A 24,458-nucleotide genomic window follows, 5' to 3' on the forward strand; every position below is an offset into this window, starting at 1 on the left:
TTTCCAGGCCGAGAGCTTCGAGATTCGGTGGGTCGTGTGGAGGCCTGGGGGTCAGGTGGCGGGTGCCGGGAGGCCTCGTAGTCGTTGGAGACCGTTGATGATCAGCCCACTCCAGGGGGATTGTTCGGTGAGGTGGAGGATGACGCGGCGGGCTCGTCTGGCGAGGGTCGCGGGGATGGTGTAGAGGCGGTAGCGGAGCCGTTTCGGTTCCCAGCGGCGAGCTTGGTGACCGGCCAGCGCCAGCATCCCGCTCCAGGCCTGCAGCTCGGAGGCCAGCGCGACGATCTGGCACCAGATCCGATTCTGGTCGAACCCCTGCAACGGGAGGTTGGCCAGGCCGGTGTCTATCGCGATCCGTATCCGGTCTTCGCAGCGGGCCCGTCGACGATGCCGCAACTCCAGCCGCTGCAGGGTGCCGGTGGTGGTGTTGGTCGCGAAGGCGGTGAGTCGGTAGCCGTCGACGTCATCGAAGCGCAGCTGAGCGCCGGGGTGGGGCCGTTCTCTGCGGACGATCACCCGCATCCCGGTAGGCCAGCCGTCAAGGTTGAGCAGTCCGGTGAAGTCGGCCAGGTCGGCCCCTTCCCGCGGCTGGCCGTCGGCGTTGAGGGCGGGGACCCAGACCCAGTCGGGGACCTGCTGGTAGAGGGCGGGGGTGTCGAGTGGGAGCGTGAATCCCACCGAATACGACACCCGATGAGTCGCGAGCCAGGCGGTGAAGTCCTTCGTGCCGCCGGCCCCGTCCGCGCGGACCAGGACCCTGCGCCCCGGGCGAGGGCTGCGGTCGGGGAGCTGCGCCAACGCCTGCTTGGTGACGGTGATCGCGGTGTTCGAGCCGGCGTTCCCGGGCCGCAGGTGGACCACCAAGGCTTCACCGGTGCCCTCGGGGCCGTGGTCGGCGAACGCCATCAACGGGTGGAACCCGAACCCTCGCTTGAACGTCGGCGCCGCGCGCTGCTTCTCCGAATGCGCGGTGATCAGCGACGCGTCGAGATCGATCACCACCGGATCCTCGGCAGTCGACTCGTGGTCGGGGGCATGCTCACCGGCCAGCGACCAGACCCTGGCGCGGGCATGCTGCCTGGCTGCGGCGATCGCCTTGATGGCCTTGTCCGCATCCTCGGCCGGGGCGGCGATCAGGCGGGACACAGTTGGGTCCGACGCCACCGACCCGTAGACGCCTGGTTCGGCGCGCAGGGTAGCGAGGTCGCTCAACGCTTCACCGCCGAGCACCAGCGACAGGGCCAGATCACAGATGATCTTCCCCGGGTCGTGGATCGCCAACGGTTTCCGCCACCCGTCCAAAGCCTCCGACCGGGCCCGGTCGAGGCCAGCGGCGCGGATGGTTTCGGTCAGCAGGATCCCGCCGGCCTGGCCGACCGCGGTGACCTTGGCGGTATCGACATGAACCCTCGGATAGGAGCCGGTACTCTTCACCTCGAAGGTGCTCCTTCTTGCTGGTCGATGTTTCTCTAGACAAGTCACATCATCCCAAGTCAGGAGCACTTTCGCCATCTCAGGCCGCTACAGTCCACCCACCGTCATGAAAGCGCGAGGCTAGCCGTACGCGCCGAAGTAGGGGGCCAGCCTTGATGCGTCGCGAGGCCAGGCATCGTCGCGTGTAGCCGCCCTGTGAGCAGCCACGGCAACGCGACGATCGGGGAAGGGGCCTTCGCCGGAGTTGGCCGGGTGCCACAGCGTCACGCGGGATGGCGACTTCCTCTGCGCGGGACGGCGTGGCGTTCACCCGAGAGGGATATGTTCAGTCCAAGGCGCAAGCTAGCAGCCTGGGAGGTGTCGTGCGGGACGACTTGGTGACAGGGATTCTGCCAGTGCTGGGGAGGTCGTCGGAGCTTGGCTTCAATGTCTTCGATGTCATGCACCACGGTCTTCACGAGAAGCAGATCTCGAATGTCTTCCGGTGGCTCCTCGATTCGCAGGGAACCCACCGCATGGGCGATACGTCCACGAGAATCTTCATTGACGAGGTCAATCGTGCGAGACCAGCGGAGGACCCGTTCCCCTACGACGGCTACTCGGTTTGGCAGGAGCTGAACACCTCTGAGGCAGGCCAGCCTGCGGATATCGCTGACCTGTTTCTGAAGAGCGAGGAGTCCGGAGTGGTCATCGAGAACTACTTCACTTCCGATGGGCACGGTCATGGCTACGACCAGTACCTCGCCTATAGCCAAACCGGTGTGTTCGGGCTCGGTGATGCGACGGAGGCGCGGGAGGCCGTCCCCCGGCGGGGCGCTGTGGTGCTGCTGTGCAGAGACGAGGATCGCTCGCTCCTGACGAAGGGCTGGCAGAACGCTGTTGTCATCACTTACGCGAGGCTGGTCGAGCGACTCAGGGAGGAACTGGCCGGCGACGGTCGTTGGCAACGCCAAAACCCTGAGGCTTTCATGTTCATCGAGCAGATGCACCGCAAGTTCGTCAGGGGGAGAGGACCCGTGCGGGATCAGGAAGTGCTGGAATTCGTGGTGGCAATGTGCGACACGGGGGAGGCGCGGAGGTATCAAGTACCTAGCAAGACTGTCGCTGCCGAGCAGTTCGCCAGTGACGTAGCCGAGCAGGCCAGGGAACGCTTCGGCGAGGGAGCAGAGTTGCTGCAGCGCGTCAGGACTCGCCTCAGGAGCTACAGCGCCGAGGTGCTCGCGCCTCAGCTCAACGCAACGATGGGCGAAGGGAGGATCGCTAAGGTCAGTGCAAACTTCCGGGGGATCTACCAGTGGACCGTCAACTTCGAACTCGCCTCGGAACAAGGGGACTTCGGCGAACCTCCCCTACAGATCAAGTTCGGTCCATCCGCGTGGTTCGCTATAGAAGAAGACTCCAACTGGCAGCATGCGGTCGATCCAACTGAAGCGGACTACTCGCGGCTATTCCTCACCAGGGCCGCGGTCCGCGAGATCCGGCAGTCGAGTGTGAAGCTGCAGGAAATCCTCGACGGCCTAGAGCCCACGGATCGGCGACTTCACGATGAGATCCTGCAACTGATGGGCGGCGCGGAGGATTCTGCGACTGGGGGTGGGGTCATCTCATGATGCGTTTGAACATGGCTGTGTCGCGCGAGGGTCGCGCGGAACTCGAACGTCAGGAGCTGAAGCCGAAGGCGCTCACCTTCTGGCTGGGAGTTGGCGACGCAAGAGCCAGGTCTCTCTGCGCTGGCAAGTCGGTGTGGACACTGGCTGATTTGGAGTCGGTCTCCGAAGGGCTCGGCGTCGATCTCCCGGAGATGCTTGCTCGATGTGCCGCTCGGCTGCAACCACAGTAGAGGGGGCCCATCCGACAGGTTTGTCAGCGGTACTGGCGTTGCTGAGCTGAAACGATGGCCGCGACCATATCCGAGGGCAACTCCACTACTTCGATGGTCACTCCCAAATCCGAAATTGCCGCCGCTTGCCAGGATGATCCTTGTAGATGCCGGACGGCAGCCGCGTCGCTGATGCAAAGCACAAGCCGTTCAGGAGGAGGATCAATGGAGCGGGCCACCCAATGGAGCTTCACCGCATCTGTCACGAGCTTGCTCTTCTGAGCGACTTTGGCAGGCCCCTGATGTGCCCAGCACTCGACGAGGACGGTGAGGTCCTCGTCAGCGCCGTCCAGCTCGACCCGCGGTCCGGACGGGTGTAGAAAGCGTCGAGGGCTGAGGGCGACTCCGAGCCTCTCCGAGAGACGATCCAGCATGATTCTCTCGGCGGCTCGCTGCTCATGTGACGAGCCTGCTGGTGGCGTGGCGGTGGAGGCTGTTCGATCTAGTCGCTGTGGGGCGTCCACCGGTGTGCTGACTCCGTAGGCCATCGCGGTGTCGTTGGCTTGATCGAGTATCTCGTTCACGATCTTGCCGGCTGGCCCGATGGCTCTGCGCACCAAGCCCTCGGCTGCGAGCTGTCGGCAAATGGCGTTGACGGTTTGGCGGGGCTTGATGCTCGCTCTCTCGGCCAGCTCATCGTCGTCCAGTGGAGTGGGAGAGGTCTTGATCGCACGCAGAACCTTCTGATGGTTACTCAGGCCTGGATCATGGGTCACAGGTTTCCTCCTCAAGCCTCGAACCCCATCCACTGTCGTCAGGGAGTTGTCTCGATCTCGAATCCGAGTCGCTGCAAGTGGGTTGCTGCCGCTGCGGTCGAGACCCCGCCACTGAAGTCCTGCCATTCAAGGGGAACCCCGTGTTGGTATCCGTGGGCCGCTGCCGCGATTGCTTTTGAGTCGTACCTCTTACCGTTGTGAAGCAAAAGGTACTTCCTGGACTCCCTGAAGCCGTAGCGCGAGAGGAAGGTCTCCCGGCCAATGCGGTCGAACTCATCCATGGCTGCCAGTACGGCGGAGCGGTCGGTGAGTTGGGCAAGGGTCATATCGACGAGCTTACAGACGGGTCCGCGGAATTGTCTCTAGTCGCAGAGGATCCGTCACGCCGATCTTCGATAGGTTGGGGCGGTCGAAGAAGACTCATCGTCCGATACGGGAGGAGACGCGTGAGCGAGTTGCTGCCGGGCCGCCAGGCCATGCGCCTGCGTGCCGGCCTGATCGACTACCTCACAACCACATTCGCCCTCGTTGATTCCGACGCACAGGCGGCTCTCCGTGAACTTCTGGAGGACGAGGCGGAGGGGATGTTCAAGGGACCCTATCTCCGCGCCGGTATGTCTTTCAGCGCCGCGCCGCGCCGCGCCGTCTCACCGCTGGACTGGATGCCCGCCGGCTTCGACCCGTATGCCCACCAGGCAGCGGCGTTCCGACGGCTCTCCAGCCTGAACGGTCGTCCCCAACCGATGCTGGTGACCACTGGCACCGGGTCGGGCAAGACCGAGGCCTTCCTGTACCCGATTCTGGACCATTGTCTTCGCGCCCGCCGTCAGGGCGTGGGCGGGATGAAGGCGCTCATCCTCTATCCGATGAACGCACTGGCGAACGATCAGGCGCAGCGCCTTGCCCGGCTGATCACCGGGCGCGACGCGGACGGGCATCAGCCCCTGGGCTCGATCACGGCCGCCCTCTACACCGGCGAGGCAGCCGTCTCCGCCGATGGGAAGCGCTCTGGTCCCAGCACCAAGGTGACTGAGAACGGACTCATCACCGACCGCGCGATCATCCGCGATGATCCGCCGGACATCTTGCTGACCAACTACAAGATGCTCGATCAACTCCTCCTGCGGTCTGCGGACCAGAAGTTGTGGGAGAAGTCGGCCGAGTCGCTGACCTACCTGGTGCTCGATGAATTCCACACCTACGACGGGGCGCAGGGCACGGACGTCGCGATGCTGTTGCGTCGGCTTGGGCTGGCGCTGAAGTCGTACTGGCCGGAGCGGGGGAGTGTGGGGGACACCCACAGTGCGGAGGACTGGGGTCGGCCGTTGGGGCGGATCACGCCTGTGGGGACGTCCGCGACGCTCGGGCCGCGGGAGGATGCGCCGTCGGGTGCGATGGACATCGTCGATTTCGCCACGCGGGTGTTCGGCGAGAAGTTCGACGATGGCTGTGTCGTGGGGGAGCAGCGCTTGGCTCCGGATGAGTGGTCGGAGGCCGGGGTTGGGATGGCCGGTCGGCCGGCGGTTCCTGAGGTTTCGACACGGGGCTCGCTCCGCTCGCGCCCGGCTCAACCAGCGGAAGTGCAGGGCTCGCTCCGCTCGCGCCCGGCTCAACCAGCGGAAACGGAAGTCACCGAGCAGGTTGCCGCCGACGTCGTCGGGCAGATCGACGACGACACCGATCCAGCGGAGCTGTGTCGGATCGTCCTGACCGCTCTTCACGAGGATCCGCACACCGCCGACCTCAAGACGCTCGCGAAGTCCAGCGCATTCATCCGAGACTTCCTCGCGGCCACCGCGCAGGCCACCCACGTCACTGAGCTCGCGCGGCTCGTCCGCGGGACTCCGGAGACGCTGGAGGTCCGCCGTCGGTTCGTCATCGCCGTCCACGGGGCCCTCGGGCACCTGCGAGCCCGCGGTAAGGACGGGGGGCCCGACCGGACCATGCCGTCCACCGAGGCGCACATGTGGGTGCGGGAGCTCAGCCGCATCGACCGCTACGCGGATTCCGCCGCCCGCTTCCGCTGGGCCGACGACGGCCCTCCCGTCGCGAGCGAGGACGCCACCCAGGGCGGCGGCATCGCCTTCCCGGCCATCCACTGCCGGTTCTGCGGCCGCTCCGGCTGGGGAGTCGAGCTCGGCCCGGTCGGCGACACACTCGCGGCCAACGACGAGAACATCCGACGCCACCACGTCACCCGCGAGGGCCGTTTCCGGCCGCTCCTCAACGCCTCGGCCGATGTCGACTCCGACGCACCGGCCGAGACCGGGCTGGCCTGGTTCGATCCCCGCGAGCGCCGGATCACCACCACGCCGAGCGATGTTGATCCCACGGCCGTCCGCGAGGGCCGCGTGCTGCGCGTCGTCACCCACATCGGCGAGGACGCCGACGACGACTCCGCCAAGGACACCTGCCCCAGCTGCGGGCAGACTGACGCCATCCGCTTCACCGGCAGCGCCATCGCCACGCTGATGTCGGTGACGCTGTCCAACATGTTCGGCCAAGCCACCCTCGACGAGGCCGAAAAGAAGTCACTGGTCTTCGTCGACTCCGTCCAGGACGCCGCCCACCGCGCCGGCTTCGTCTCCTCCCGCTCCCACACCCTCACCCTCCGCTCCGTGCTGCGCGCCGCCGGCGACGCGCCGCGATCGCTGCCCGCCCTGGTGGAGCACGCCGTCGAGCAGGCCAAGGACGACAAGTTCAAGCGCTACCGGCTGCTGGCACCCAACCTCACCGCCCGCGAGGAGGAGTTCAAGCCGTTCTGGGAGAAGGACAACCCGGCCGCCAAGCTCACCGCCATCGCCCAGGAACGCCTGCTGTTCTCCGCCACGCTCGAGTTCGGGCTCACCAGCAGCTTCGGCCGCACCCTGGAGCGCACCGGCACCATGAGCGCCCACGTCGCCATCGACGGCGCCGACCTGCTGCGCTCCGCCAGGAAGACGCTCGACTCGCTCGACCCCGGCCTGTTCCCCCACGATGTGGACGACCGGATGCTCACCGCCTGGGCGCGCGGCGTCGTCGAACGCATCCGCACCCAGGGCGGCATCTGGCACCCATGGCTCGAGCGATACGTCACCGAGGACGGCAACCGCTGGCACCTGTGGAGCCGCAAGGGCCGCGCCAAGTACATGCCGCCCTTCCCGCCCGGCCGCTCCACGCCCGCCTTCCCGCGAGTGGGCGGCGCGAAGATCGAAGCGTCCAAGGCGCTGCTCGATCCCGTCACCGGCACCCGCGCCTGGTACGCCCAGTGGGCCCATCGCTGCCTCCTTGTCGACGGCGCCGCCGGCGGAGTGCTGGCCCGCACGCTGCTGGACCAGCTCGCCAAGGATCAGCTGCTCCACGCCGTGGAGACCCGCAGCGGCGCAACCGTCTACGCCATCGAGCCGGAGCGCGTCGTCGTGGCGCCTACCGAGGACTCGGACGTCGACGCCGGCCGCCACACCCTGCGGTGCACCACCTGCCACGGCGAGTTCCCCGTCAGCCTCGACACCGGCGCGGAGCTCGACGGCGGCCCCTGCCTCCACGCCACCTGCGCCGGCACCCTCGCCCCCCACCCCGGTGACGCGGACAACTACTACCGCGCGCTCTATCGCTCCGCCGAGGTGCGGCGCGTCGTCGCCCGCGAGCACACCAGCCTGCTCGACACAGCGAAGCGCCTCGAGTACGAGAACGCCTTCAAGTCCAGCGCCGACGACCCCACCGCGCCTAACGTGCTGGTGGCCACCCCGACGCTGGAGATGGGCATCGACATCGGCGACCTGTCCTCGGTAATGCTCGCCTCCCTGCCCCGCACCGTCAGCAACTACGTCCAGCGCGTCGGCCGCGCCGGACGCCTCACCGGCAATGCGCTGGACCTGGCCTTCGTGCAGGGCCGCGGCGAGTTCCTGCCCCGCCTCGGCGACCCGCTCTCCCTCATCAACGGCGCCGTCACCCCGCCCGCCACGTACCTGAGCGCCGAGGAGATCCTCCGCCGCCAGTACATCGCCCACCTCGCCGACAGCCTCGCCCGCGACCCTCAAGCCATCCACCCCCGCACCACCGGCACCGCTTTGGCGCAGCCCACCGGGGGGAAGGCCACCTTCCTCGACCAGCTCGTCGAGGCCTCCCGGCAGCCCGGTGCCGTCGACCGGTTCCTCGCCGCGTTCGCGGTCGACGGCGACCTCACCGCCACCCTCCGCCCAGACGCCGCCGACGCCCTCCGCGAGTGGGCCACCCCCGGGCCCGACGGCTCCAGCGGACTGGTGGCCACCATCGGCCGCGCCGCCCAGCGCTGGCACGCCGAGCAGCAGGACCTCAAGGACCGCCTCGACCAGCTCGTCGCCGAACTGCCCGACCTCGAGGCCCGCGAGCAGGACAGCGACGACGACGCCCGCGCGCTCAAGGAGGCCCGCGCCGAGCAGCGCATGCTGGAGGCCCAGATCGGCGCCGCGTACGGCGACTTCTGGATCTCCGCGCTGGAGCGGATCGGGCTGCTGCCCAACTACTCGCTGGTCGACGACTCCGTTCAGCTCGACGTCACCATGAGCTGGATCGACTCCGACACCGGCGAATACCACTCCGAGGCCGCCGACTACTCCCGCGCCAGCGCCAACGCCCTGCGTGACTTCGCGCCCGGCGCGTCGTTCTACGTGGGCGGCCACCAGATCGACATCGACGCCGTCGAGGTGGGCCACGACGGCTCCGCCATCCGCACCGTGCGGCTGTGCCCGCACTGCGGCTACAGCCACGACGGCGACGACACCCCCACCACCTGCCCGCGCTGCGGGAAGTCGGGCATCAACGACGTCGGGCAGCGGTTCGAGACCATCGAGCTCACCCGCGTCTCCGCGTTCGTGCGGCGCGACGAGTCCCGCATCGACGACTCCAACGACGAACGCGTCCGCGCCGGCTTCTCCATTATGACTGCGGCCGACGTCGACCCGCAGACCGTGCAGGACCGCTGGTACACGACCGGCGGGCTGGGCGTGGCGTACCTCAAGGGCATGGACGTGCGCTGGTACAACCTCGGCCCCCGCCGCCACACCGCCGGTGAGATCACCATCGCCGGCAACCGGCTCACCGGTCCCCGCTTCCGGATCTGTGAGGCCTGCGGCCACCTCGACCGCACCGGGCTGGCCAACAAGCGCGACGAGCACCGGCCCTGGTGCAAGCACCGCCACAGCCACGAGGAGCACACCCGCTCCGTGCTGCTCACCCGCAAGCTCACCACCGAGGGCGTCGTGCTCACCCTGCCGCAGGGCATCGCGTTCGGCGACGACGTGTTCGCCGTGCCCAGCCTGACCGCCGCCGTCCTGCTCGGGCTGCGCGAGAACTACGGCGGCGCGCCCGACCACCTCGACGTCGCCTTCATCAAGGACCCGCTGCTCGACAACCGCGACGCCCTCCTCCTGCACGACCTCGTCCCCGGCGGCACCGGATACCTGGCCGAGCTCGCCGATCCGCGCGAGCTGTGGCAGGTGCTGACCGGCGCGCTGGAGCGGGTCAAGGACTGCGCCTGCGAAGACGAGGGACGGCTGTCCTGCCACCGCTGCCTGCTGCCGTTCGCCGCCCCCTACAACCGCGAGGTCACCTCTCGGGTCGCCGCGGAGCGGCACCTGCGGACGCTGCTGGGCATCGACGGCGGGGAGCCTCCGCTGGTGCCCTCGTGGAACGTCACGCAGGCCCCGCCCCCGCCGGACCCGACGGGGGAGTCGTGGCTGGAGGAGCGGTTCCGCGCCGCGTTCCTGCGGCTGGCCGGCAAGCTGGGCGGCACCGTCAAGCAGACCCCCAGCGTCTCCGGCAGCAACATCATCACCGTGTCGCTCGGCAGCCGCACCTTCCGGCTCCGCCCGCAGGTGCACGTCGCTAACTCCAAGCCCGACTTCGTCCTCTCCAGCGAGGGCCTGCCCGACGTCGCGATCTTCACCGACGGCTGGCAGTTCCACGCCTCCCCGAAGTGCAACAACATCGCCGACGACGCCGCCAAGCGCCGCATCCTCCGCCAGGGCGGCACCCTCGTGCTGGCGATCACCGCGCAGGACCTGGCGCTCGACGAGGCGGGCGACGGGGTGGCGCCGCCGTCATGGTTCAGAGCGCCGCTGGTCCAGAGGCTGAACGCCGAGCCGACGATGCAGCACACCGCCGCGGCGCGGGAGGCGCTGCTCGGTGGGCCGCTGGCGTTCCTGGCCGGGTGGATGCAGCAGCCAGACCCCGACAATCTGGAGCGTTTCGCCCGGGCGGCCGCGTTCTCGGTGTTCGCCTCCGGCGCCGCTCCTGCGGATGAGCCGGTGGAGGACCTGGCCGTCGGTCTGCTGTCCGGGTCGGGCGGGCAGACCCGGGTCTGGCGGCACGGGAGTCTCGCCGTCGCGGTGAGCGTCCCGGCTCCGTGCTCCGTGCGGCTGGCCGCGGTGCTCGACGACACCGTCGACCTCTCGGCTTCCGAGGCCAAGGATGAGTGGCGCGAGTGGCTGCGGCTGGCCAACGTCATGGCGCTGCTGCCCGCGTCGATCGCCACGTTCGAGGCGCGATCCTTTGCTGCACTTCCGACCGTCCCGGTGGTGGACATCGTCCACCGGGGTGTGGAAGTCGGCGCCGAGTGGCAGCCCATCGCCGAGGAGTTGGCGGGGGAGTCGGCGTCCGTGCTGGAGCTCATCGCCGCGCTCAGCCAGGCCGGGGTGGCCGCGCCGGACGCCGAGGTGGGCTACGAGCTCGACGGCGTTCCTTTCGACCTGGTCTGGACCAACGAGCGGATCGCGGTGCGGTTGGATGCCGAACCGGTGCCCGATCAGCAGGGGTGGCGCATCCTCGCGCCCGACGCGGCCGTGATCGCGGCGGCATGGAAGGAGCAGCCCCGTGGCTGAGAGTGTGATCATCTACCCCAAGCAGGACAAGCTGCTCGACGCGTCGATCAAGCAGAAGGCCTACACCTTCCTCGAGAAGCTCGCCCAGGACGACAGCGCGCCGGGATTGCACATCGAGCCGGTCGCCAACGCTGCAGATTCGCGGGCCCGGACGGGTCGCGTCGACATCCAGTACCGGGCGTTGCTGTTCAAGCTCACCACCCCCACCTCGACCGCCTACGTGGTGCACGGCATCTACAACCATGACGACGCCTACAAGGCGGCCGCCAAGGTGCAGCTGACGATCAACCCGATCAACGGGCTGCCCGAGTACAACGAAGTGGCCAGCGAAGCGGCACCCACGTGGGAACCGCCGGTGGCCGTTCCGCCGCTGCCGGCAGGTCCCGAGCCGTTGATCGCCTTCAGCGCCGCCGACCTCACCGTCTCTCTCGGCATCCCGCCGACCACCTCGGAGCAGGCCGTCGCGCTGACCAGCAAGGACGCGATGCAGGCCTTCGCGCAGACGCTGCCCGAATGGCAGGGTCTCGCGCTGCTGCTGCTGGCCGACGGCGAGTCGATCACGCAGATCCAGCAGGAGCTGGAGATCATGAACCGGCCGATGAGCCACGAGGAGGCCGCCACCCGGTTCGTCGAGCCGGAGCCGGTCAGTGACCAGGAGCTTCTGGACAGCTTCGACCACCCCACCGCCCAGATGGGATTCGCCAAGCTCGCCGGAGCGGACGAGCTGCGCCGGGTCATCACCGGCGGCGACTTCTCCGCCTGGCGCGTCTTCCTCCACCCGCAGCAGCGCACCTGGGTGCGGGGCGACTGGAAGGGCCCGTACCGGATCTCCGGCGGCGCCGGGACCGGCAAGACCGTCGTCGTGCTCCACCGGGCGCGACGGCTCGCCGTCGAGGACCCGGAAGCGCCCATCGTCGTGACCACGTTCACCACCAACCTTGCCGCTGAACTTGCCCGTAGCCTCGAGCGCCTCGACCCCGCCCTGCGTTTCGCCGACGCCCTCGGCGCGCCCGGCCTCCACGTCAAGGGCATCGACGCGCTGGCCCGGGCGGTGCTGCAGTCGGCGGGGGCGGACGTGAGCGAGGCCGTCGCGGCCGTGCTGGGGGTGGGGCGCACCGACATCGGGGGCCGGACCGACACCGACGCCGCCTGGCGGCAAGCCGTGCTGCGGGCCGGTGAGGACCTGGACGAGAAGCTGCGCAAGCCCGCTTTCCTGGCCGCCGAGTACGAGATGGTGATCCTGCCGCACCGCATCACGCAGCTGGCGGACTACCTGAAGGTGGCGCGGACGGGGCGCGGGGTGCGGCTGTCGCGGGCCGGACGCAAGGCGGTGTGGGCCGTTGTCGAGGCCTACCGCGGCGCCGCCCGCGAGGCGGGCACGTTGGATTTCGCTGAGGCCGCCTCGATTGCGGCAGCCCACCTCGAGACGACGGGGGAGCGGCCCGCCCGGCACGTGCTCGTCGACGAGGGGCAGGACTTCAAGCCGTGCCACTGGCAGCTGGTCCGGGCGCTGGCTCCCGAGGTGCCCAACGACGTCTTCATCGCCGAGGACGCCCACCAGCGGATCTACGGGCAGAAGCTGGTGCTCTCGGCGTATGGGATCCGGACGCAGGGACGGTCGCGGGGGTTGAAGCTGAACTATCGCACGACGGCGCAAAACCTGGCGTGGGCCGTGGGCGTGCTGACGGGGCAGGAGGTCGTCGACTCCGACGGCGAGGCCGAGACCATGGCCGGCTACCTGTCGGCGCGCACGGGCCCGAAGCCTAAGCTGCGGTCGTTCCCGACGCTGACGGCGGAGCTGGACTTCGCGGCGGACCTGGTCGGGTCCTGGGTGGGCGGTGGGGACGTCGCGCCGGAGACGGTCGCGGTGCTGGTGCGCGACCGGGTGACCCGCGACCGCGTCGTCGCCGGGCTGGGGGAGCGGGGCGTCGAGGTGCGGGCGCTGGAGGCCGGCACGGTGAAGCCCGGTTACCCGGTGGCGCTGACGATGCACCGGGCTAAGGGCACGGAGTTCACGCGGGTGCTGCTGTTCGGGTTGAGCAAGGACTCGATGCCGATGGGATTGAAGGCCTACGACTTCGACGCCGAGGAGCTCAGCGAGGCGCAGCTGCGGGAACGCTCGCTGCTGTACGTCGCGGCCTCGCGCGCCCGCGATGAGTTGGTGGTGACCTACAGCGGCACACCGTCGTCGCTGCTGCCAAGCTGATCCTGAGCGGATCAGGTGAAGGAGGATTCCGGGCCGCTGACGATACCTGGTCGCCACGGGGTCCACGTCTGAGGATGCGGACCCACTACCAATAGCCACTGCGCAACGCGCTACGCCGCAGTCGATACCTCAGTGGCGAAAAGAGCTGATCTGCCTAGAGTGGCGCGCTTCCGTTAAGGCGTGCGTGGCGCCATAATGGCTCCATGCCGAATATTCAGATCAAGGACGTGCCGGACCAGACGCATGCTGTGCTGCGACAGCGGGCTAGCGCGGCGCACCAGTCACTTCAGGAGTACCTGCGCTCGAAGCTGATCGCCGAAGCCGCCCAGCCGACGTTGGACGAGGTGTTGGCCAGGGCCGGCGGGCGCGCCGGCGGATCGCTGCCGCTGGCCGACGCGGTGAGCGCGTTGCGGTCCGACCGTGCTGGTCATTGACGCCAGCGTCCTGGCCGTCGCACTGCTTGACGACGGCCAGGACGGTGACACAGTGCGGGACAGGCTGCGCGGTGAACGACTCGCCGCACCCGCGCTGGTCGACCTCGAAGTGGCCTCGGTGTGGCGCGGCCTGGCCCTCGGCGGCCACCTGGACCCGCGCCGGGTCCGGCTTGCTCTTGACGACCTGCAGGAGCTGCCACTCCAGCGCGTCGAGCACACCCCGCTGCTGGTTCGCTGTTGGGAACTGCGGGACAACCTCACCATCTACGACGCCGCCTACGTTGCCCTCGCCGAAGCACTCCAAGCGCCCCTGCTCACCGGTGACAGGCGCCTCGCACGATCCACCGGCCCACGCTGCACCATCGAGGTCGTCAAGGCCCACGGTTGACGTCACGGTTGCCTCAGAGGTCGAGGATCTGCCGCAGCCACTCCCCCGACTTCGCGTCGCTTGCCGGCAATATGTTCGTCACCTCAACCAGTCTGCCCCACAGACTTTCGGTACTCTCACGCGCCGCTGGGGCTTCAGGCGATCTTGCTCGGGTAGCGCTGGCGCGCGACCTCTCCGCTGGGCCGACGCAGGCGGCGGGCTTCGTCTGGCCGTTTCCTGCTAGGTGACCGCGACCCCGGCCAGCGCAAGCGCCAAAACCAAGACCACCGAGCCGACGGCGACCCAGGCGCGGTCTCGCGGCTCACGGGGCAGGGCCGGCCACCGCCAGCCCAGGGCCGCCGCAGTCGCCGACGTGAACGTCGCCTGGACCATCCAGATGGGGAAGGGGTCCACCATTCCCATCACGATGGCAGGAAGAACCACCCCGATGAGCGTGGTGCCCGTGACGCTCCACAGCACGTAGGAGAGGGCGCGATGGCGGCTGGGATCGTGCCGCGTGATCCGCCACATCGCCCATCCAGTACCGACGACGGTGGCGAGGGCCAGTGCGGCGGACAGAGCCAGGACGAATGTCTCGCTCATGGCTAGTGCGCTTCGTCCAGTAGGGCGCTCACGAGGTCGCCCTGCAGGGTGAGCAACTGGGCACCGGTGGGCACCGAATTGACGACGTAGGCCAGGCCGCGCCCGGTGCGGGGGCAGAACCCCACGTACGAATGGTGCGACCCGGTCAGCCCGTTGTGGAAGATGAGTTCCTCGCCGCCGGCAGTGGAGGCCCGGACCCACGTGATGCTCATCTGGGCCTCCGGCATCCAGGGCAGGATCGGCGCCGGGGCCACCGGGTCGAGCCCAGCGGAGCCCGGTTGGCGGCCGTCCCGCGTCAGCCGCAGCCAGGACGCAAGATCCTGGCAGGTGGACCACATGCCGCCGCCCGGCCCCAGACCCCCCAGGATCCACGGCTCTGCGGGTCGCCCGCCGAGCAGGCCCTTGGTCCATCCCTCCGGCAGGTCCGCCACAGTCGCGGGGAGCAGCGTGTCGGTCAGTGCGAACGGCTCCAGGATGCGTTCCGTGAGCAGCTCGCCGTAAGTGGTCGCGGCCTTCTCCGCCAGGAGATGGGCGAGCAGGGCGATGCCGGCAGTGGAGTAGGAGTAGCTGCCCCGTCCTTCCGTGCCCTGCTGGAGGATGTCGGCGACTGTCTCGGCCACGTCCTGCCGCAAGCCGTCTGCGTGGAGCAACCCGAACCACGTGTTCTGGCTCCCGGCCGCTTTCGCCGTGAAGTCCGGGAGGCCCGAGGTGTGGGAGGCGAGCTCCCGCAGCGTGACGTCGGCCACCTCGGATCCGCTTGCGTCGGTGATCTCGCCGACGGTGGTGTCAAGGCTCACTTCGGCCTTGGCAACCATGTCCATCAGCACTGCGCCACAGAAGGTCTTCGACACCGAGCCGATCCCGAAGGGGGTGGTCTCGTCGGCGCCAATGCCCGCAAACTGGGTGGCATCCCCGTCGACATAGGCCAGTGCCACGCGATTGAGCCCCCGGAGATGGGGGTCCACGCGCCGGAGCAGCGCAGGATCACCGGTGCGGCCCGCGGCGGCCCCCACCGGGCGCGGGCCAACGAGCGCCAACAGCGCCATCGCACCGGCGCCGGCGCCGGCAGCCAAGAGACCCCTCCTCGAGACCTCGGAAGTGCGCACCCGTCTCGCCGCCCCGCTCAGGTGAGAGCCGAAGCTCGCGCCGGCGGAGCGGCCGCGGTGTCCGAAGGCGCGGGTCGCGATATCTCCGGGCTGGGCCCACGTCGTCGAAGCACGGTGACCAAGTACCCGGCGTATCCGGCGCAGACCAGCGTGGTCGCGGCGAGCATGACCAGTTCTGCCTGCGCATCCGCCCTAGTCAGATTCCCGCTGATGTTGAGGAGGGCGTGGAAGGCGATGAGCGGAACGATCGTGCCGGTAACGGCGAACAGCAGCGCCAGGACGATTCCCAAGGTGACACCGAACGCGATCTGGATTGCCTGATCCAACGGCGCCATTCCCCTGGTGAGGTTCACGATGTGCCCGATGCCGAAAGTGACGCCGGAGATCACAACCGCGCGCGTCAACGTGCTGGTGCGTTGGATCCCGCGGAACAACATGCCGCGGAAGATCAGTTCCTCAAGGAAACCGACAGCGACCATGAGAACGATGATCAGCGCCACCGTGGTGAAGTTGAGGTCGTCCCTGAAACCCTTCGTGAACTGCATCAGCGCGATCAGCAGGAGCGGGATGTATAGCAGCGTCGCGTTGAAATCGCGCCTGCGCAGGGGGCGGACGCCGTAGTACGTCAGCCAACCGTGCTTGCGGAGGCGGACCACGAGCCACACCGCGAGCAGGACCAGCACCGCGCTGGCCCCCGAGTTCGGAACGCCGACAAGCGTGGAAAGCCAGTCGCCGATGTTGACCGCAATCACGTAGATCGCTATCCACGCGACCGCGTGCCAAATGGGACGGTTCTCTTGCAGCCTGTTCATGACAGCCACTTCCTTAGGGGCGGAGACGACCAAGTGGTATCCACCTGCCCTGCCGCTGATACTACGCTGCGTAGGAGAGGGGTGCGGCCTTCAGGGTGGACGGTGAGGAAATGGTTGGTATCGCGTAGCGTTACGCGATACTGTTGTCTTGTGATCGTCAGCTTCAGGCACAAGGGTCTGGAGCGGCTGTATCGGGATGGTTCGAAGAAGGGTGTTCAAGCGGCTCACGTCCCCAAACTGCTGCGCATCTTGTCGCTGCTTGACGTGGCACAGACCCCGGACGACCTCGCGATCCCGTCGTTTCGGACCCACCCCCTCAAAGGGGACCTGGCCGGGCACTGGTCGGTCTGGGTGAACGGCAATTGGCGGATCACGTTCCGCTTCACTGAGAGCGACGTCGAACTCGTCGACTATCAGGATTACCACTGACCAGGAGGTGGACAACATGGTGATGAAGACTCCTGTACATCCCGGCGAGATCCTGCGTGAGGACGTGCTGGGCAACCTGGGGCTGAGTGTCGGGGAGGCTGCGTCCCGGCTCGGGATCTCCCGGGTGACGTTGAGCCGAGTCCTGCACGGCCATGCCCGGGTGAGCCCCAACCTTGCTGTTCGACTGGAGGGGGCGGGCGTTGGTACCGCCCGTGCTTGGCTGGCACTGCAGTCGGCTCATGACCTCGCGGCCGAGCGTGCCGCCGGGCTGCCCTCCGTCCGCAAGCTCGACCCCGTCGCCTGACAACATCCGGATCTGCCGCACCTGGTGCTTCAGGCGACCTTGCTTGCGTAGCGCTGGCGCGCGACCTCCCCGCTGGGCCGACAAAGGCGCAGAGCTTCGTCTGGCCGTTTCCTGCTAGGTGACCGCGGCCCGGCCACCGCCAGCCCAGGGCCTGGGCCGGGGTGGGGGCGGTTCATGAGGCGGTTGGCGAGGCGAGTTCTTGTCGTGCGGGCCTACCAGCGTGAGGGTGCGTAGTCCTTCAGGAAGACGCCGAACAGGTCGTCGCCGGCCTGCCCGCGGACGATCGGGTCGTAGACCCGGGCGGCTCCGTCGACCAAGTCCAAGGGCGCATGGAACCCCTCCTCGGCGAGCCGAACTTTCGTGGGGTGCGGTCGCTCGTCGGTGATCCAGCCGGTGTCGACGCTGGTCATCAGAATGCCGTCGGACTCGAACATCTCCCGCGCGCTCGTCCGGGTCAGCATGTTGACCGCCGCCTTCGCCATGTTGGTGTGCGGATGGCCGGGACCCTTGTAGCCGCGCCCGAAGACCCCCTCCATCGCTGACACGTTGACCACGTACGCCCGGGCCGGACCGCTCGCCACGCTTCTCGCCGCCTCGGCCAGGCGCGGCCGCAGGCGGCTGATGAGGATGAACGGCGCCGTCTCGTTGCAGAGCTGCACCTCGAGCATCTCGAGCGCGTCCACCTCGCCGACGCCCTGGACCCAGCTGTTCGAGTCGTGAAGGTCGGGAACGAGCCCTCCGGCGTCGATCGCTGAGCCGTCGGCCAGACGCGCCAGTGACGACGAGCCCGGAGCCAGAGCCATGTCTGTCAGGCGCTGGGCGTGGCGCGCCGCGGCCTCGGCATCCGCGTGAGTGGAGGCAGAGCCGGTGACCGCGGCGTCCGCCGCCGCGAGCAGCGGGTGGGCCTTGACCGACTCGGCCAGTGCCAGAGGATGCAGGTCTCGTGTGTGCCCGAACGTCAGGAGTTCTGGGCCTTGGCCTTCGGGCCACAATCCGTCCGGGATCGGGATCGACTCGGCGTCGACGAGGGGCGCGTACGCACCAGGCGAGCGCCGTACGGTCTGTGCCGCGTTGTTGATCAGGATGTCCAGCGGGCCCCGGGCGGCCACCGCGTCGGCCAAGGCGATGACCTGGGACGGATCACGCAGGTCGATGCCGACCACGTGCAGTCGATGCAGCCAGTTGGCGGCGTCGGGCATCGCCGCGAAGCGTCGCACCGCGTCGCGCGGGAAGCGGGTGGTGATCGTGGTGTGGGCACCATCGCGCAGCAGCCGGAGCGCGATGTGCATTCCGATCTTGGCCCGGCCGCCGGTCAGCAGCGCTCGCTTGCCGGTCAGATCCGTCCGCGCGCCGCGCTTGGCGTGACTCATGGCCGCGCACGCGGGGCAGAGCTGGTGGTAGAACGCGTCCACCAGCGTGTACCGCTGCTTGCAGATGTAGCAGGGTCGGGCCTTCATGAGCGTCCCGGCCGTCGGTGCCTCGACGCCTGAGGTGAGCGCCAGCCCCCGCGTCTCATCATCGATGCGGTCGGGTGCGCCCGTGGCCGTCCCGGCGACGATCGCCTTGTCGTTGTCCTGGATCGCCGCTCGCCTGACGCCTCGACGGTGGCGCTTGACCGCCTTGAACATCCTGCCGGTCGCCCGTCGGACGGCCACGAAGTCGGGGTGGGCCTCGTCGAGCTCGTGGATGGTGCTCAAGACCCGCAAGGTCGCGGCCAGGTCGTCTGCGTCGACTCCGCTGCCGACCGCCGCCGAGGAGGGTGCTGGAGTGGGCTCGGGCGCTGATGGATTCGACACGGCGCTAAGCGTACTCAGGACTCGGCTGCGGGCACCTCACAGCCCCATGGGTCCATCGAAGCCAAGGCGTCCATGAGTGTCTCAGCCGCGGTGCCTGGAGTCCCCATCCCCTGCCCCCGCTGACCGGAGGCACGGACCAGGGGGGACAGCCCGAGTTGTGAATGTGCGCAACTGCCGAATTGAGAACGTCACGGTGGCGGGGAACCGCTGGATAACGTAGTGCGTGCGTAGTACGCTGAGTTTGTGGGTGAAGGCATCGACTGGCGGCACCGGGGCGAGTACATCTCAAAGCACGGGCTGACGCCGGACGTCGCCGACGAGGCCTTCGCCGATCCGAACAGGCTGGCCATCGACCCAGATCCTTCGTCTGACTCGGGCAGAACCATCCGGGTCATCGGCTGGGCATCCACGACCAGCATGCTGATCACGGTCATCGTGCTCCCGGATGAAGGGATCACCTGGGGAGTCAACGCGTGGCCGTCGAACAGTACAGACCAGCGCCGATACCGAGAGGAACAGTTGGATGTCGATCAGTGATCTCATCGCGGCCGAAGCTGAAGCGGCCGAACGCAACCGAGATGCCGGCCTCAAGCCAGGAAGCAGGGTGACCCGCGGACACCAGCGTGCCAAGACGCTTCAGGTTCGCCTGAACGCCGAGGAACTCGAGGCGTTGACGCGGCTCGCAGAACGACGCGGCCTCCCCGTGTCCACACTGGCTCGGGACATTCTCCTGACCCAACTGGCGGGTTCCGACGAATCCGCCGGGGCGTTGATTGCCAGGATCCGGGCAGAGTTGGACGACCTTGCCTCACGAGTAGCCTGACCCGTCCGACCAACGTCCTGATCTGCCGCAGGTGGATCTGCGGTGCGGTTGGTGTCCACTCCACCCATGGCAGTCACTTGAGCAGCTTGATCGCGACGGCGATCTTCCGCAAGTGCTCGCCGGTCCTGTCCCTGCCACGGAAGGGAGAACGAAGTAAGGATGGCCACAACCGTTCCGAACGCACTGATTTGGCGTCGACACCGGTATACGCCTCCCCACCGAAGACCCGCACACTCGGGCGGTGGACCGCTGATACCAGTGTGGTATCCAAGGGCAGCCGCCCCGTTCCAGCCAGCCGGCTGCCGGTACCCGCAGCAGCTACGCTCACTCACAACAGGACGGTGCTGCCATCCGTGCAGCTGACCGGGACGAGGTGCCATGACGGTGGTGGAACGGTTGGCCGAGCGCTTGGCGCACGGGGTACGGGGATGGATGGCCATCGCGTCGACGCTGCTGTTCGCGGTGTTCACCGCGATGGTGCTGCCCGACCAGGCTGAGGCAGGGGCCTTCTACACGGTCCGCTACCCCGCCCCGGACACGTCCCTGTGGTACTGGCCGGGGGCCCTGTACGCGGCGGCCGAGGCGTGGGGACCAGACGGCCGAGCCGCGTATGTCCAGGCGCGCGTGACGTTCGACGTCATCTGGCCGTTGGTGTACGGGGCGTTCCTGATGACGACACTCGCCTGGGTTTGGGCGCGAGCGACAGCCGCGGGGAGTCGTTGGCGGTCGGTAGCGGTGCTTCCGGTGGTCGTGGTGGCGCTGGACTACGCCGAGAACATGTGCGCCGCGACGGTGATGGCACGTTATCCGGCCCGGACGCCGGTGTCGGCGGAGTTGGCGCCGATCTTCACCGCCGGCAAGTGGCTCACCCTGTCCGTCAGCTTCCTTCTGCTGGTGATCGGCGTGGTCATCGCCGTCACCGCATGGTGGCGGGCCCGCAGGTCGCGGCCACCTCGATCACAGGCCGGGTGAGAAGGCGATCGGCAGCACCACCTCGTTGCGACGGAGGAACCACGGCGTCCAGGGAGGATCGAAGCGGGCGAATCGGGGCGGCCCGCTCACCTCGAGTCCAGCCTGCTCGACGGCGCCACGGAGAGCTGCCAACTGTTGCTGGTAGATGTGCTCCGTCCAGCGTCCGGTGAAGGGCTTGACCGCGGCCACCTGGGCAGGGACCTGCCGCACCTGGATGCGTGGATCGGAAGGTGTCGGCAGCGTATCCAACGTGAACTCGGCCGGCATCACGAAGGCCACCACGTGTCGGCCCGACTCGGCGCCGGGCTGCTGGACCACGGGTGAGGTCATGGCGATCTTGGTCGGTGCCTGCTCCTGCAGCACCGGCGCGGTCATCGTGACCTTGCCCCGGGTGCTGTTGCGGCCGGAGATGAAGGCCACCAGCACCCCGAATGCCTCGTTGCCCGCGCGGGTGAACGAGGCTTCCACCTCCACCTCGGCCACCGGGTGCGCGGGGTAACGGCGCGCCTCGAAGAGAGGGAAGCGCCTGAGGACCTCGTACGGTTGCTGTTCCGTCATGGCACCAGCGTGACACTCCGGACCCGACGGACTGCCCGGAACTCCCACATCCGGCCCGGAAGATGTGGGGGTAGCGGGCGGTTGCTTGCCCGCCTCGGCCTCTTCGAGCCAGGTCAGGCTGTGACGTCGGCGGTCCTGAAGCGGCCCCAGGCCAGCGAGGCGAAGATCGCCACCCAGCCCAGTTGAACCAGAAGGCCGGACGCGAGGACACTCCAGTCGACCTCGAGGCGGAGGAACTCGGCGAAGTCGAACCAGTGATGCGTGAGCAGATAGGGATGGATGGCCGACAGTTGCGGCAGCGTGTCCAGCACCGACGACACCACGGCCACGACGGTCGTCGCGGCCATCGCGCCGACCGGCACCTCCGTCAGGGTTGAGAAGAACAGCCCGACGGCGACCAAACCTGTCAGCGACAGGGCCACAAACGCCGCGACGCCCAGCATCCGGGCCACGCCCGCGCCGAGGGACACCGTGGTGCCGGACAGCAACGTCATCTCCGAAAATCCGAAGAATGCACCGCCGGCGGCGAGAGCGACGATCGTGATCACCAGCACGGCCGCGAACGCGAAAGCGAGTGCGACGAGGGCCTTAGCCGCCAGCAACCGGGTTCTGGCCACCGGTACCGTCAATACGTACCGCAGGGTCCCCGTCTGGGCCTCACCGGCGATGGCGTCGCCGGCCGTGATGCCGATGGTCAAGGGCAGCAGGAACGGCAGGCACATGAACAGTGCGGCGATGACCAGGAAGAGTCCGTTGCCGGTCACCCTGTCGATGAAACCTGGGCCCTGCCCGCTCATGCCGGAGTTGCTGGCAATGAACAAGACGAGGGCGAGCAGGAGTGGCACCAGGGCCAGACCCGCCAACAGGGCCAGCGTGCGCCGTCGCCCGAACAGGAGCCGAAGCTCGCTGCGGACCAGCCGTCCGAACGAACCCCTAGCGCGCGACATCGAAGCCCTCCCCGGTCAGTTCAACGAACAACTGCTCCAAGCTGCGCCGTCGGACCTCGAGCCCGTCCAGGCCGACGCCGGCGTGCACCAGCGCTGCGGCCACCCCCGACGGGGGAGTGGCGCCGAGCGCAGCGTGCAGCACGGCGCCCTCGGCGGTTACCGACTCGAGCCCGAGCCCGCGGAGCACTTCGGCGGCGGTAGCGACGTCGTCGAGGTTGGTGGTGACCACCAGCGTCGCGGCATCGTCGGCGACCAGCGATGCCCGTTCCGATTGGACCAGCAGCCGACCCTGGCTCATGATCCCGATGTGCGTGCAGACCTGTTCGATCTCAGCCAGCAGGTGGGAGGAAACCAGCACGGTGGCGCCCTCGGCCGAGAGCTCGCGGATGAGGTGGCGGACTTCCCGGGTGCCCTGGGGATCGAGGCCGTTGGTCGGCTCATCGAGCACCAACAGGTCGCGGGGCCTCAGGAGCGCCGCTGCGAGTCCCAACCTCTGCTTCATCCCGAGCGAGTACTGACGGTACGGCTTGCGGGCGGCGGCGGTGAGCCCCACCCGTTCGAGAGCCTCGCCGATCCGTTGCCGCGACGAGGACCGGGTGGACGTCGCGTCACAGGCGTCGAGCCGGGCCAGGTTGGCGCGTCCGCTGAGGTAGGGATGGAAGGCGGGTCCCTCGACCAGCGCCCCCACGCGGGGAAGCACCTCCAGGGCGTCTCCCGGCATCGGCCGGTCGAGCAGGCGTGCGGAGCCGGACGTGGGGGAAACGAGGCCCAGCAGCATGCGGATGGTGGTGGTCTTCCCTGACCCGTTGGGGCCGAGGAAACCGTAGACAGCACCGTGCGGTACTGCGAGGTCGACCCCGTCGACCGCCACCTGCCCGGAGCGGAAGCGCTTGGTCAGCCCCGAGGTCTCAATGGCGGGGGCGCTCACGCCATCGCACGCAGCGTCTCGGCGGGCACAGCACCCACGAGCACGCGGCCGTCGTCGGTCATGAGGATGCTGAGCAGCGTGGAACTGAGCAGGCGTCCCTCCGGAACCTCCGTGGTGAGCTGTTCGAACAGCGCTGCGTTGTCGAGCCCCATCCCCCCGGAGTGGTCGGGGGTGAACTCGTCCATCAGTTCCTGGGCCTCGTCCGATCCGACAAGGCGATCGGGCATACCGGACATGGCGCCCGGGTCAGCGGCGAGGAGCTTGGTGAGGTCCATTCCCTGGAGTTCGACGACGCTCTCCCATCCCGAGCCGGTGACCGTCGGCATCTGATGTTGAGTGCCCTCGTGCGACGGCATCGCGCCATCCTGCTCGGGGAGCGGTACGACGACCTCGCGCTCGGTGGCTCCCGCGGGAGGGGAGAAGTCGAACACCGATTCGTTGGGCATCTGGAAGGAGACGTCGGTGAAGGAGATCTCGACGGCTGGCGCTGTCTGGTCCTGGGTGCTCCAGGTCTGTACGCGGAGGGGGGTCATCGTTTCGCCGTCGACGGCCACTACGACGCGCTCCACGAGGGTGGCGTCGGTGTCGGGGGTCACGACGAGCTGGTAGACGTCCCTGCCCGCGATGATCATCTGGGAGTCGACGCTGATGGTGCTGGACTCGTCGGCCTTCGCGAGCGCTTCCGCTGCGGCTTCCTGCGGGGTGGGCAGTTCCGCCTTGCGGGCGAGGACCTCGGCACGGGCCTCCTCGCTCATCGCCTCCAGGCGCGCCCGGTCAGCATCGCTGACGCTGTAGTGCACGGCCTCGTCGTCGGAGCTGGAGTAGGTCCACAGGTCCGCTCCGTCGGCCACGACCGAGTACTCGGACACGGCGCCCAGCAGTGCCACCCGCGACCGCTGCTCGCCGTCGGTCCACACCTTGAGCGTGGAGCTGCCGCCCAGCAGCGACATCGGGTCGGCGCCGGTTGCCTCGGTGAAGAGGAGGTCGGGTAGGCCGAGACGTGCGGTGTGCACCACCGTGCCGGACATCGGCTGCGGGTCGGCCTCGAGCACTCGAGCGACGAGTTCCTCGGCGGAGATGTCGGGCAGATCATTCGATTCGCCCGCGGCCAGCAGTGGCTGGGCGGCCAGGGAGGCAGCGACGGCCACGACGACGACGATCGGCACCGCCCACGGGGAGCGGAGCGGGGAACGGCGGTCAACCTGGGAATCGGTCATGGTGCCACGATAGGCGCCGCTCGCTGAGAGGCTGCTGAGAGCCGGAGCGTGCGGCGCTGGGGTGCGGACGACGCGTGAATGACATGAT

21 protein-coding genes are annotated in these 24,458 nt (G+C 68.3%); 10 read left to right on the plus strand and 11 right to left on the minus strand.

Translation table 11 applies throughout. The features are described 5' to 3' along the window. Positions 1-51 precede the first annotated feature (51 nt). Complete coding sequence (locus ACZK4S_RS10525) at positions 52-1,434, minus strand: IS1380 family transposase (RefSeq protein WP_463644217.1); 1,383 nt, start codon at positions 1,432-1,434, stop codon at positions 52-54. A gap of 362 nt (positions 1,435-1,796) precedes the next feature. Here ACZK4S_RS10525 and ACZK4S_RS10530 point away from each other — a divergent pair, with 362 nt between their 5' ends. After that, positions 1,797-3,044, plus strand: a complete 1,248-nt coding sequence (locus ACZK4S_RS10530) for a PD-(D/E)XK nuclease family protein (RefSeq protein WP_463644218.1) — start codon at positions 1,797-1,799, stop codon at positions 3,042-3,044. Positions 3,045-3,297: 253 nt separating this feature from the next. Here ACZK4S_RS10530 and ACZK4S_RS10535 read toward each other — a convergent pair whose 3' ends face one another. Together ACZK4S_RS10535 and ACZK4S_RS10540 are read right to left on the minus strand one after the other, a co-directional pair. Then, positions 3,298-4,029 carry a hypothetical protein gene (locus tag ACZK4S_RS10535; protein WP_463644219.1) on the minus strand — a complete coding sequence of 244 codons (732 nt, stop codon included), beginning with the start codon at positions 4,027-4,029 and terminating at the stop codon, positions 3,298-3,300. A gap of 38 nt (positions 4,030-4,067) precedes the next feature. After that, positions 4,068-4,355 carry a ScoMcrA-related endonuclease gene (locus tag ACZK4S_RS10540; RefSeq protein ID WP_527252167.1) on the minus strand — a complete coding sequence of 96 codons (288 nt, stop codon included), beginning with the start codon at positions 4,353-4,355 and terminating at the stop codon, positions 4,068-4,070. Positions 4,356-4,475: 120 nt separating this feature from the next. On the opposite strand from ACZK4S_RS10540, the gene ACZK4S_RS10545 reads away from it, so the two are divergent. From ACZK4S_RS10545 to ACZK4S_RS10560, 4 genes are all read left to right on the plus strand, one after another. Further along, complete coding sequence (locus tag ACZK4S_RS10545) at positions 4,476-10,868, plus strand: DEAD/DEAH box helicase (protein ID WP_463644221.1); 6,393 nt, start codon at positions 4,476-4,478, stop codon at positions 10,866-10,868. After that, positions 10,861-13,074 carry a UvrD-helicase domain-containing protein gene (locus ACZK4S_RS10550; RefSeq protein ID WP_463644222.1) on the plus strand — a complete coding sequence of 738 codons (2,214 nt, stop codon included), beginning with the start codon at positions 10,861-10,863 and terminating at the stop codon, positions 13,072-13,074. The genes ACZK4S_RS10545 and ACZK4S_RS10550 overlap by 8 nt, the downstream gene beginning before the upstream one ends. Positions 13,075-13,277: 203 nt before the next feature. Continuing rightward, complete coding sequence (locus ACZK4S_RS10555; protein ID WP_040283599.1) at positions 13,278-13,508, plus strand: FitA-like ribbon-helix-helix domain-containing protein; 231 nt, start codon at positions 13,278-13,280, stop codon at positions 13,506-13,508. Beyond that, positions 13,495-13,896, plus strand: coding sequence for a type II toxin-antitoxin system VapC family toxin (locus tag ACZK4S_RS10560; protein ID WP_463644223.1), 402 nt, complete (start codon positions 13,495-13,497; stop codon positions 13,894-13,896). The genes ACZK4S_RS10555 and ACZK4S_RS10560 overlap by 14 nt, the downstream gene beginning before the upstream one ends. A gap of 219 nt (positions 13,897-14,115) precedes the next feature. On the opposite strand, the gene ACZK4S_RS10565 is transcribed toward ACZK4S_RS10560, so the two are convergent. Genes ACZK4S_RS10565 through ACZK4S_RS10575 form a run of 3 tightly spaced genes read right to left on the minus strand, consistent with a single transcriptional unit; the run spans position 14,116 to position 16,396 of the window. Next, positions 14,116-14,478, minus strand: a complete 363-nt coding sequence (locus ACZK4S_RS10565) for a hypothetical protein (RefSeq protein WP_463644224.1) — start codon at positions 14,476-14,478, stop codon at positions 14,116-14,118. Between the two features lie 2 nt (positions 14,479-14,480). Further along, positions 14,481-15,551, minus strand: a complete 1,071-nt coding sequence (locus tag ACZK4S_RS10570; protein WP_463644225.1) for a serine hydrolase domain-containing protein — start codon at positions 15,549-15,551, stop codon at positions 14,481-14,483. 50 nt (positions 15,552-15,601) lie between these two features. Then, entirely contained in the window at positions 15,602-16,396 is a 795-nt protein-coding gene (locus ACZK4S_RS10575; RefSeq protein WP_463644341.1) for a CPBP family intramembrane glutamic endopeptidase, read from the minus strand. A 150-nt stretch (positions 16,397-16,546) separates the two neighbouring features. Here ACZK4S_RS10575 and ACZK4S_RS10580 point away from each other — a divergent pair, with 150 nt between their 5' ends. Further along, positions 16,547-16,825: a type II toxin-antitoxin system RelE/ParE family toxin gene (locus ACZK4S_RS10580; protein WP_459396839.1), complete on the plus strand. Its 279-nt coding sequence runs from the start codon at positions 16,547-16,549 to the stop codon at positions 16,823-16,825. A 16-nt stretch (positions 16,826-16,841) separates the two neighbouring features. Beyond that, positions 16,842-17,129: a HigA family addiction module antitoxin gene (locus ACZK4S_RS10585; RefSeq protein WP_459396840.1), complete on the plus strand. Its 288-nt coding sequence runs from the start codon at positions 16,842-16,844 to the stop codon at positions 17,127-17,129. 212 nt (positions 17,130-17,341) lie between these two features. Here the strand turns inward: ACZK4S_RS10585 and ACZK4S_RS10590 are convergent, their stop codons facing one another. After that, entirely contained in the window at positions 17,342-18,925 is a 1,584-nt protein-coding gene (locus tag ACZK4S_RS10590; RefSeq protein WP_463644226.1) for an SDR family NAD(P)-dependent oxidoreductase, read from the minus strand. A 243-nt stretch (positions 18,926-19,168) separates the two neighbouring features. On the opposite strand from ACZK4S_RS10590, the gene ACZK4S_RS10595 reads away from it, so the two are divergent. The 3 genes from ACZK4S_RS10595 to ACZK4S_RS10605 all read left to right on the plus strand — a co-directional run bounded on the left by ACZK4S_RS10595 (position 19,169) and on the right by ACZK4S_RS10605 (position 20,720). Beyond that, positions 19,169-19,462, plus strand: a complete 294-nt coding sequence (locus ACZK4S_RS10595) for a BrnT family toxin (protein WP_463644227.1) — start codon at positions 19,169-19,171, stop codon at positions 19,460-19,462. Continuing rightward, positions 19,449-19,748, plus strand: a complete 300-nt coding sequence (locus ACZK4S_RS10600; RefSeq protein WP_076063487.1) for a YlcI/YnfO family protein — start codon at positions 19,449-19,451, stop codon at positions 19,746-19,748. Before ACZK4S_RS10595 ends, ACZK4S_RS10600 begins: the two co-directional genes overlap by 14 nt. Before the next feature lie 378 nt (positions 19,749-20,126). Continuing rightward, on the plus strand, positions 20,127-20,720 hold the full coding sequence (locus ACZK4S_RS10605) for a hypothetical protein (RefSeq protein ID WP_463644228.1): 594 nt from the start codon (positions 20,127-20,129) through the stop codon (positions 20,718-20,720). Here the strand turns inward: ACZK4S_RS10605 and ACZK4S_RS10610 are convergent. The 4 genes from ACZK4S_RS10610 to ACZK4S_RS10625 all read right to left on the minus strand — a co-directional run bounded on the left by ACZK4S_RS10610 (position 20,706) and on the right by ACZK4S_RS10625 (position 24,370). Further along, on the minus strand, positions 20,706-21,278 hold the full coding sequence (locus ACZK4S_RS10610; RefSeq protein ID WP_463644229.1) for an SOUL family heme-binding protein: 573 nt from the start codon (positions 21,276-21,278) through the stop codon (positions 20,706-20,708). The two genes, ACZK4S_RS10605 and ACZK4S_RS10610, sit on opposite strands and share 15 nt — an antisense overlap. A gap of 113 nt (positions 21,279-21,391) precedes the next feature. Then, positions 21,392-22,225 (minus strand): DUF2705 family protein, encoded by an 834-nt coding sequence (locus ACZK4S_RS10615; RefSeq protein WP_459396843.1) that lies wholly within the window; start codon positions 22,223-22,225, stop codon positions 21,392-21,394. After that, the gene (locus tag ACZK4S_RS10620) at positions 22,212-23,153 is read right to left on the minus strand and encodes an ABC transporter ATP-binding protein (protein ID WP_463644230.1); all 942 of its coding nucleotides are present in this window, start codon (positions 23,151-23,153) and stop codon (positions 22,212-22,214) included. Before ACZK4S_RS10620 ends, ACZK4S_RS10615 begins: the two co-directional genes overlap by 14 nt. Further along, the gene (locus ACZK4S_RS10625; protein WP_463644231.1) at positions 23,150-24,370 is read right to left on the minus strand and encodes a LolA family protein; all 1,221 of its coding nucleotides are present in this window, start codon (positions 24,368-24,370) and stop codon (positions 23,150-23,152) included. Before ACZK4S_RS10625 ends, ACZK4S_RS10620 begins: the two co-directional genes overlap by 4 nt. Between the last annotated feature and the right edge of the window lie 88 nt (positions 24,371-24,458).

The organism is Tessaracoccus zhenghani (assembly GCF_055326325.1).

Coding starts and splice junctions, on each gene's coding strand:
- ACZK4S_RS10540 (WP_527252167.1), bottom strand. CDS start 4,355: ATGACCCTTGCCCAACTCACCGACCGCTCCGCCGTACTGGCAGCCATG.
- ACZK4S_RS10555 (WP_040283599.1), top strand. CDS start 13,278: ATGCCGAATATTCAGATCAAGGACGTGCCGGACCAGACGCATGCTGTG.
- ACZK4S_RS10565 (WP_463644224.1), bottom strand. CDS start 14,478: ATGAGCGAGACATTCGTCCTGGCTCTGTCCGCCGCACTGGCCCTCGCC.
- ACZK4S_RS10575 (WP_463644341.1), bottom strand. CDS start 16,396: ATGAACAGGCTGCAAGAGAACCGTCCCATTTGGCACGCGGTCGCGTGG.
- ACZK4S_RS10585 (WP_459396840.1), top strand. CDS start 16,842: ATGGTGATGAAGACTCCTGTACATCCCGGCGAGATCCTGCGTGAGGAC.
- ACZK4S_RS10600 (WP_076063487.1), top strand. CDS start 19,449: ATGTCGATCAGTGATCTCATCGCGGCCGAAGCTGAAGCGGCCGAACGC.
- ACZK4S_RS10605 (WP_463644228.1), top strand. CDS start 20,127: ATGACGGTGGTGGAACGGTTGGCCGAGCGCTTGGCGCACGGGGTACGG.
- ACZK4S_RS10610 (WP_463644229.1), bottom strand. CDS start 21,278: ATGACGGAACAGCAACCGTACGAGGTCCTCAGGCGCTTCCCTCTCTTC.
- ACZK4S_RS10615 (WP_459396843.1), bottom strand. CDS start 22,225: ATGTCGCGCGCTAGGGGTTCGTTCGGACGGCTGGTCCGCAGCGAGCTT.
- ACZK4S_RS10625 (WP_463644231.1), bottom strand. CDS start 24,370: ATGACCGATTCCCAGGTTGACCGCCGTTCCCCGCTCCGCTCCCCGTGG.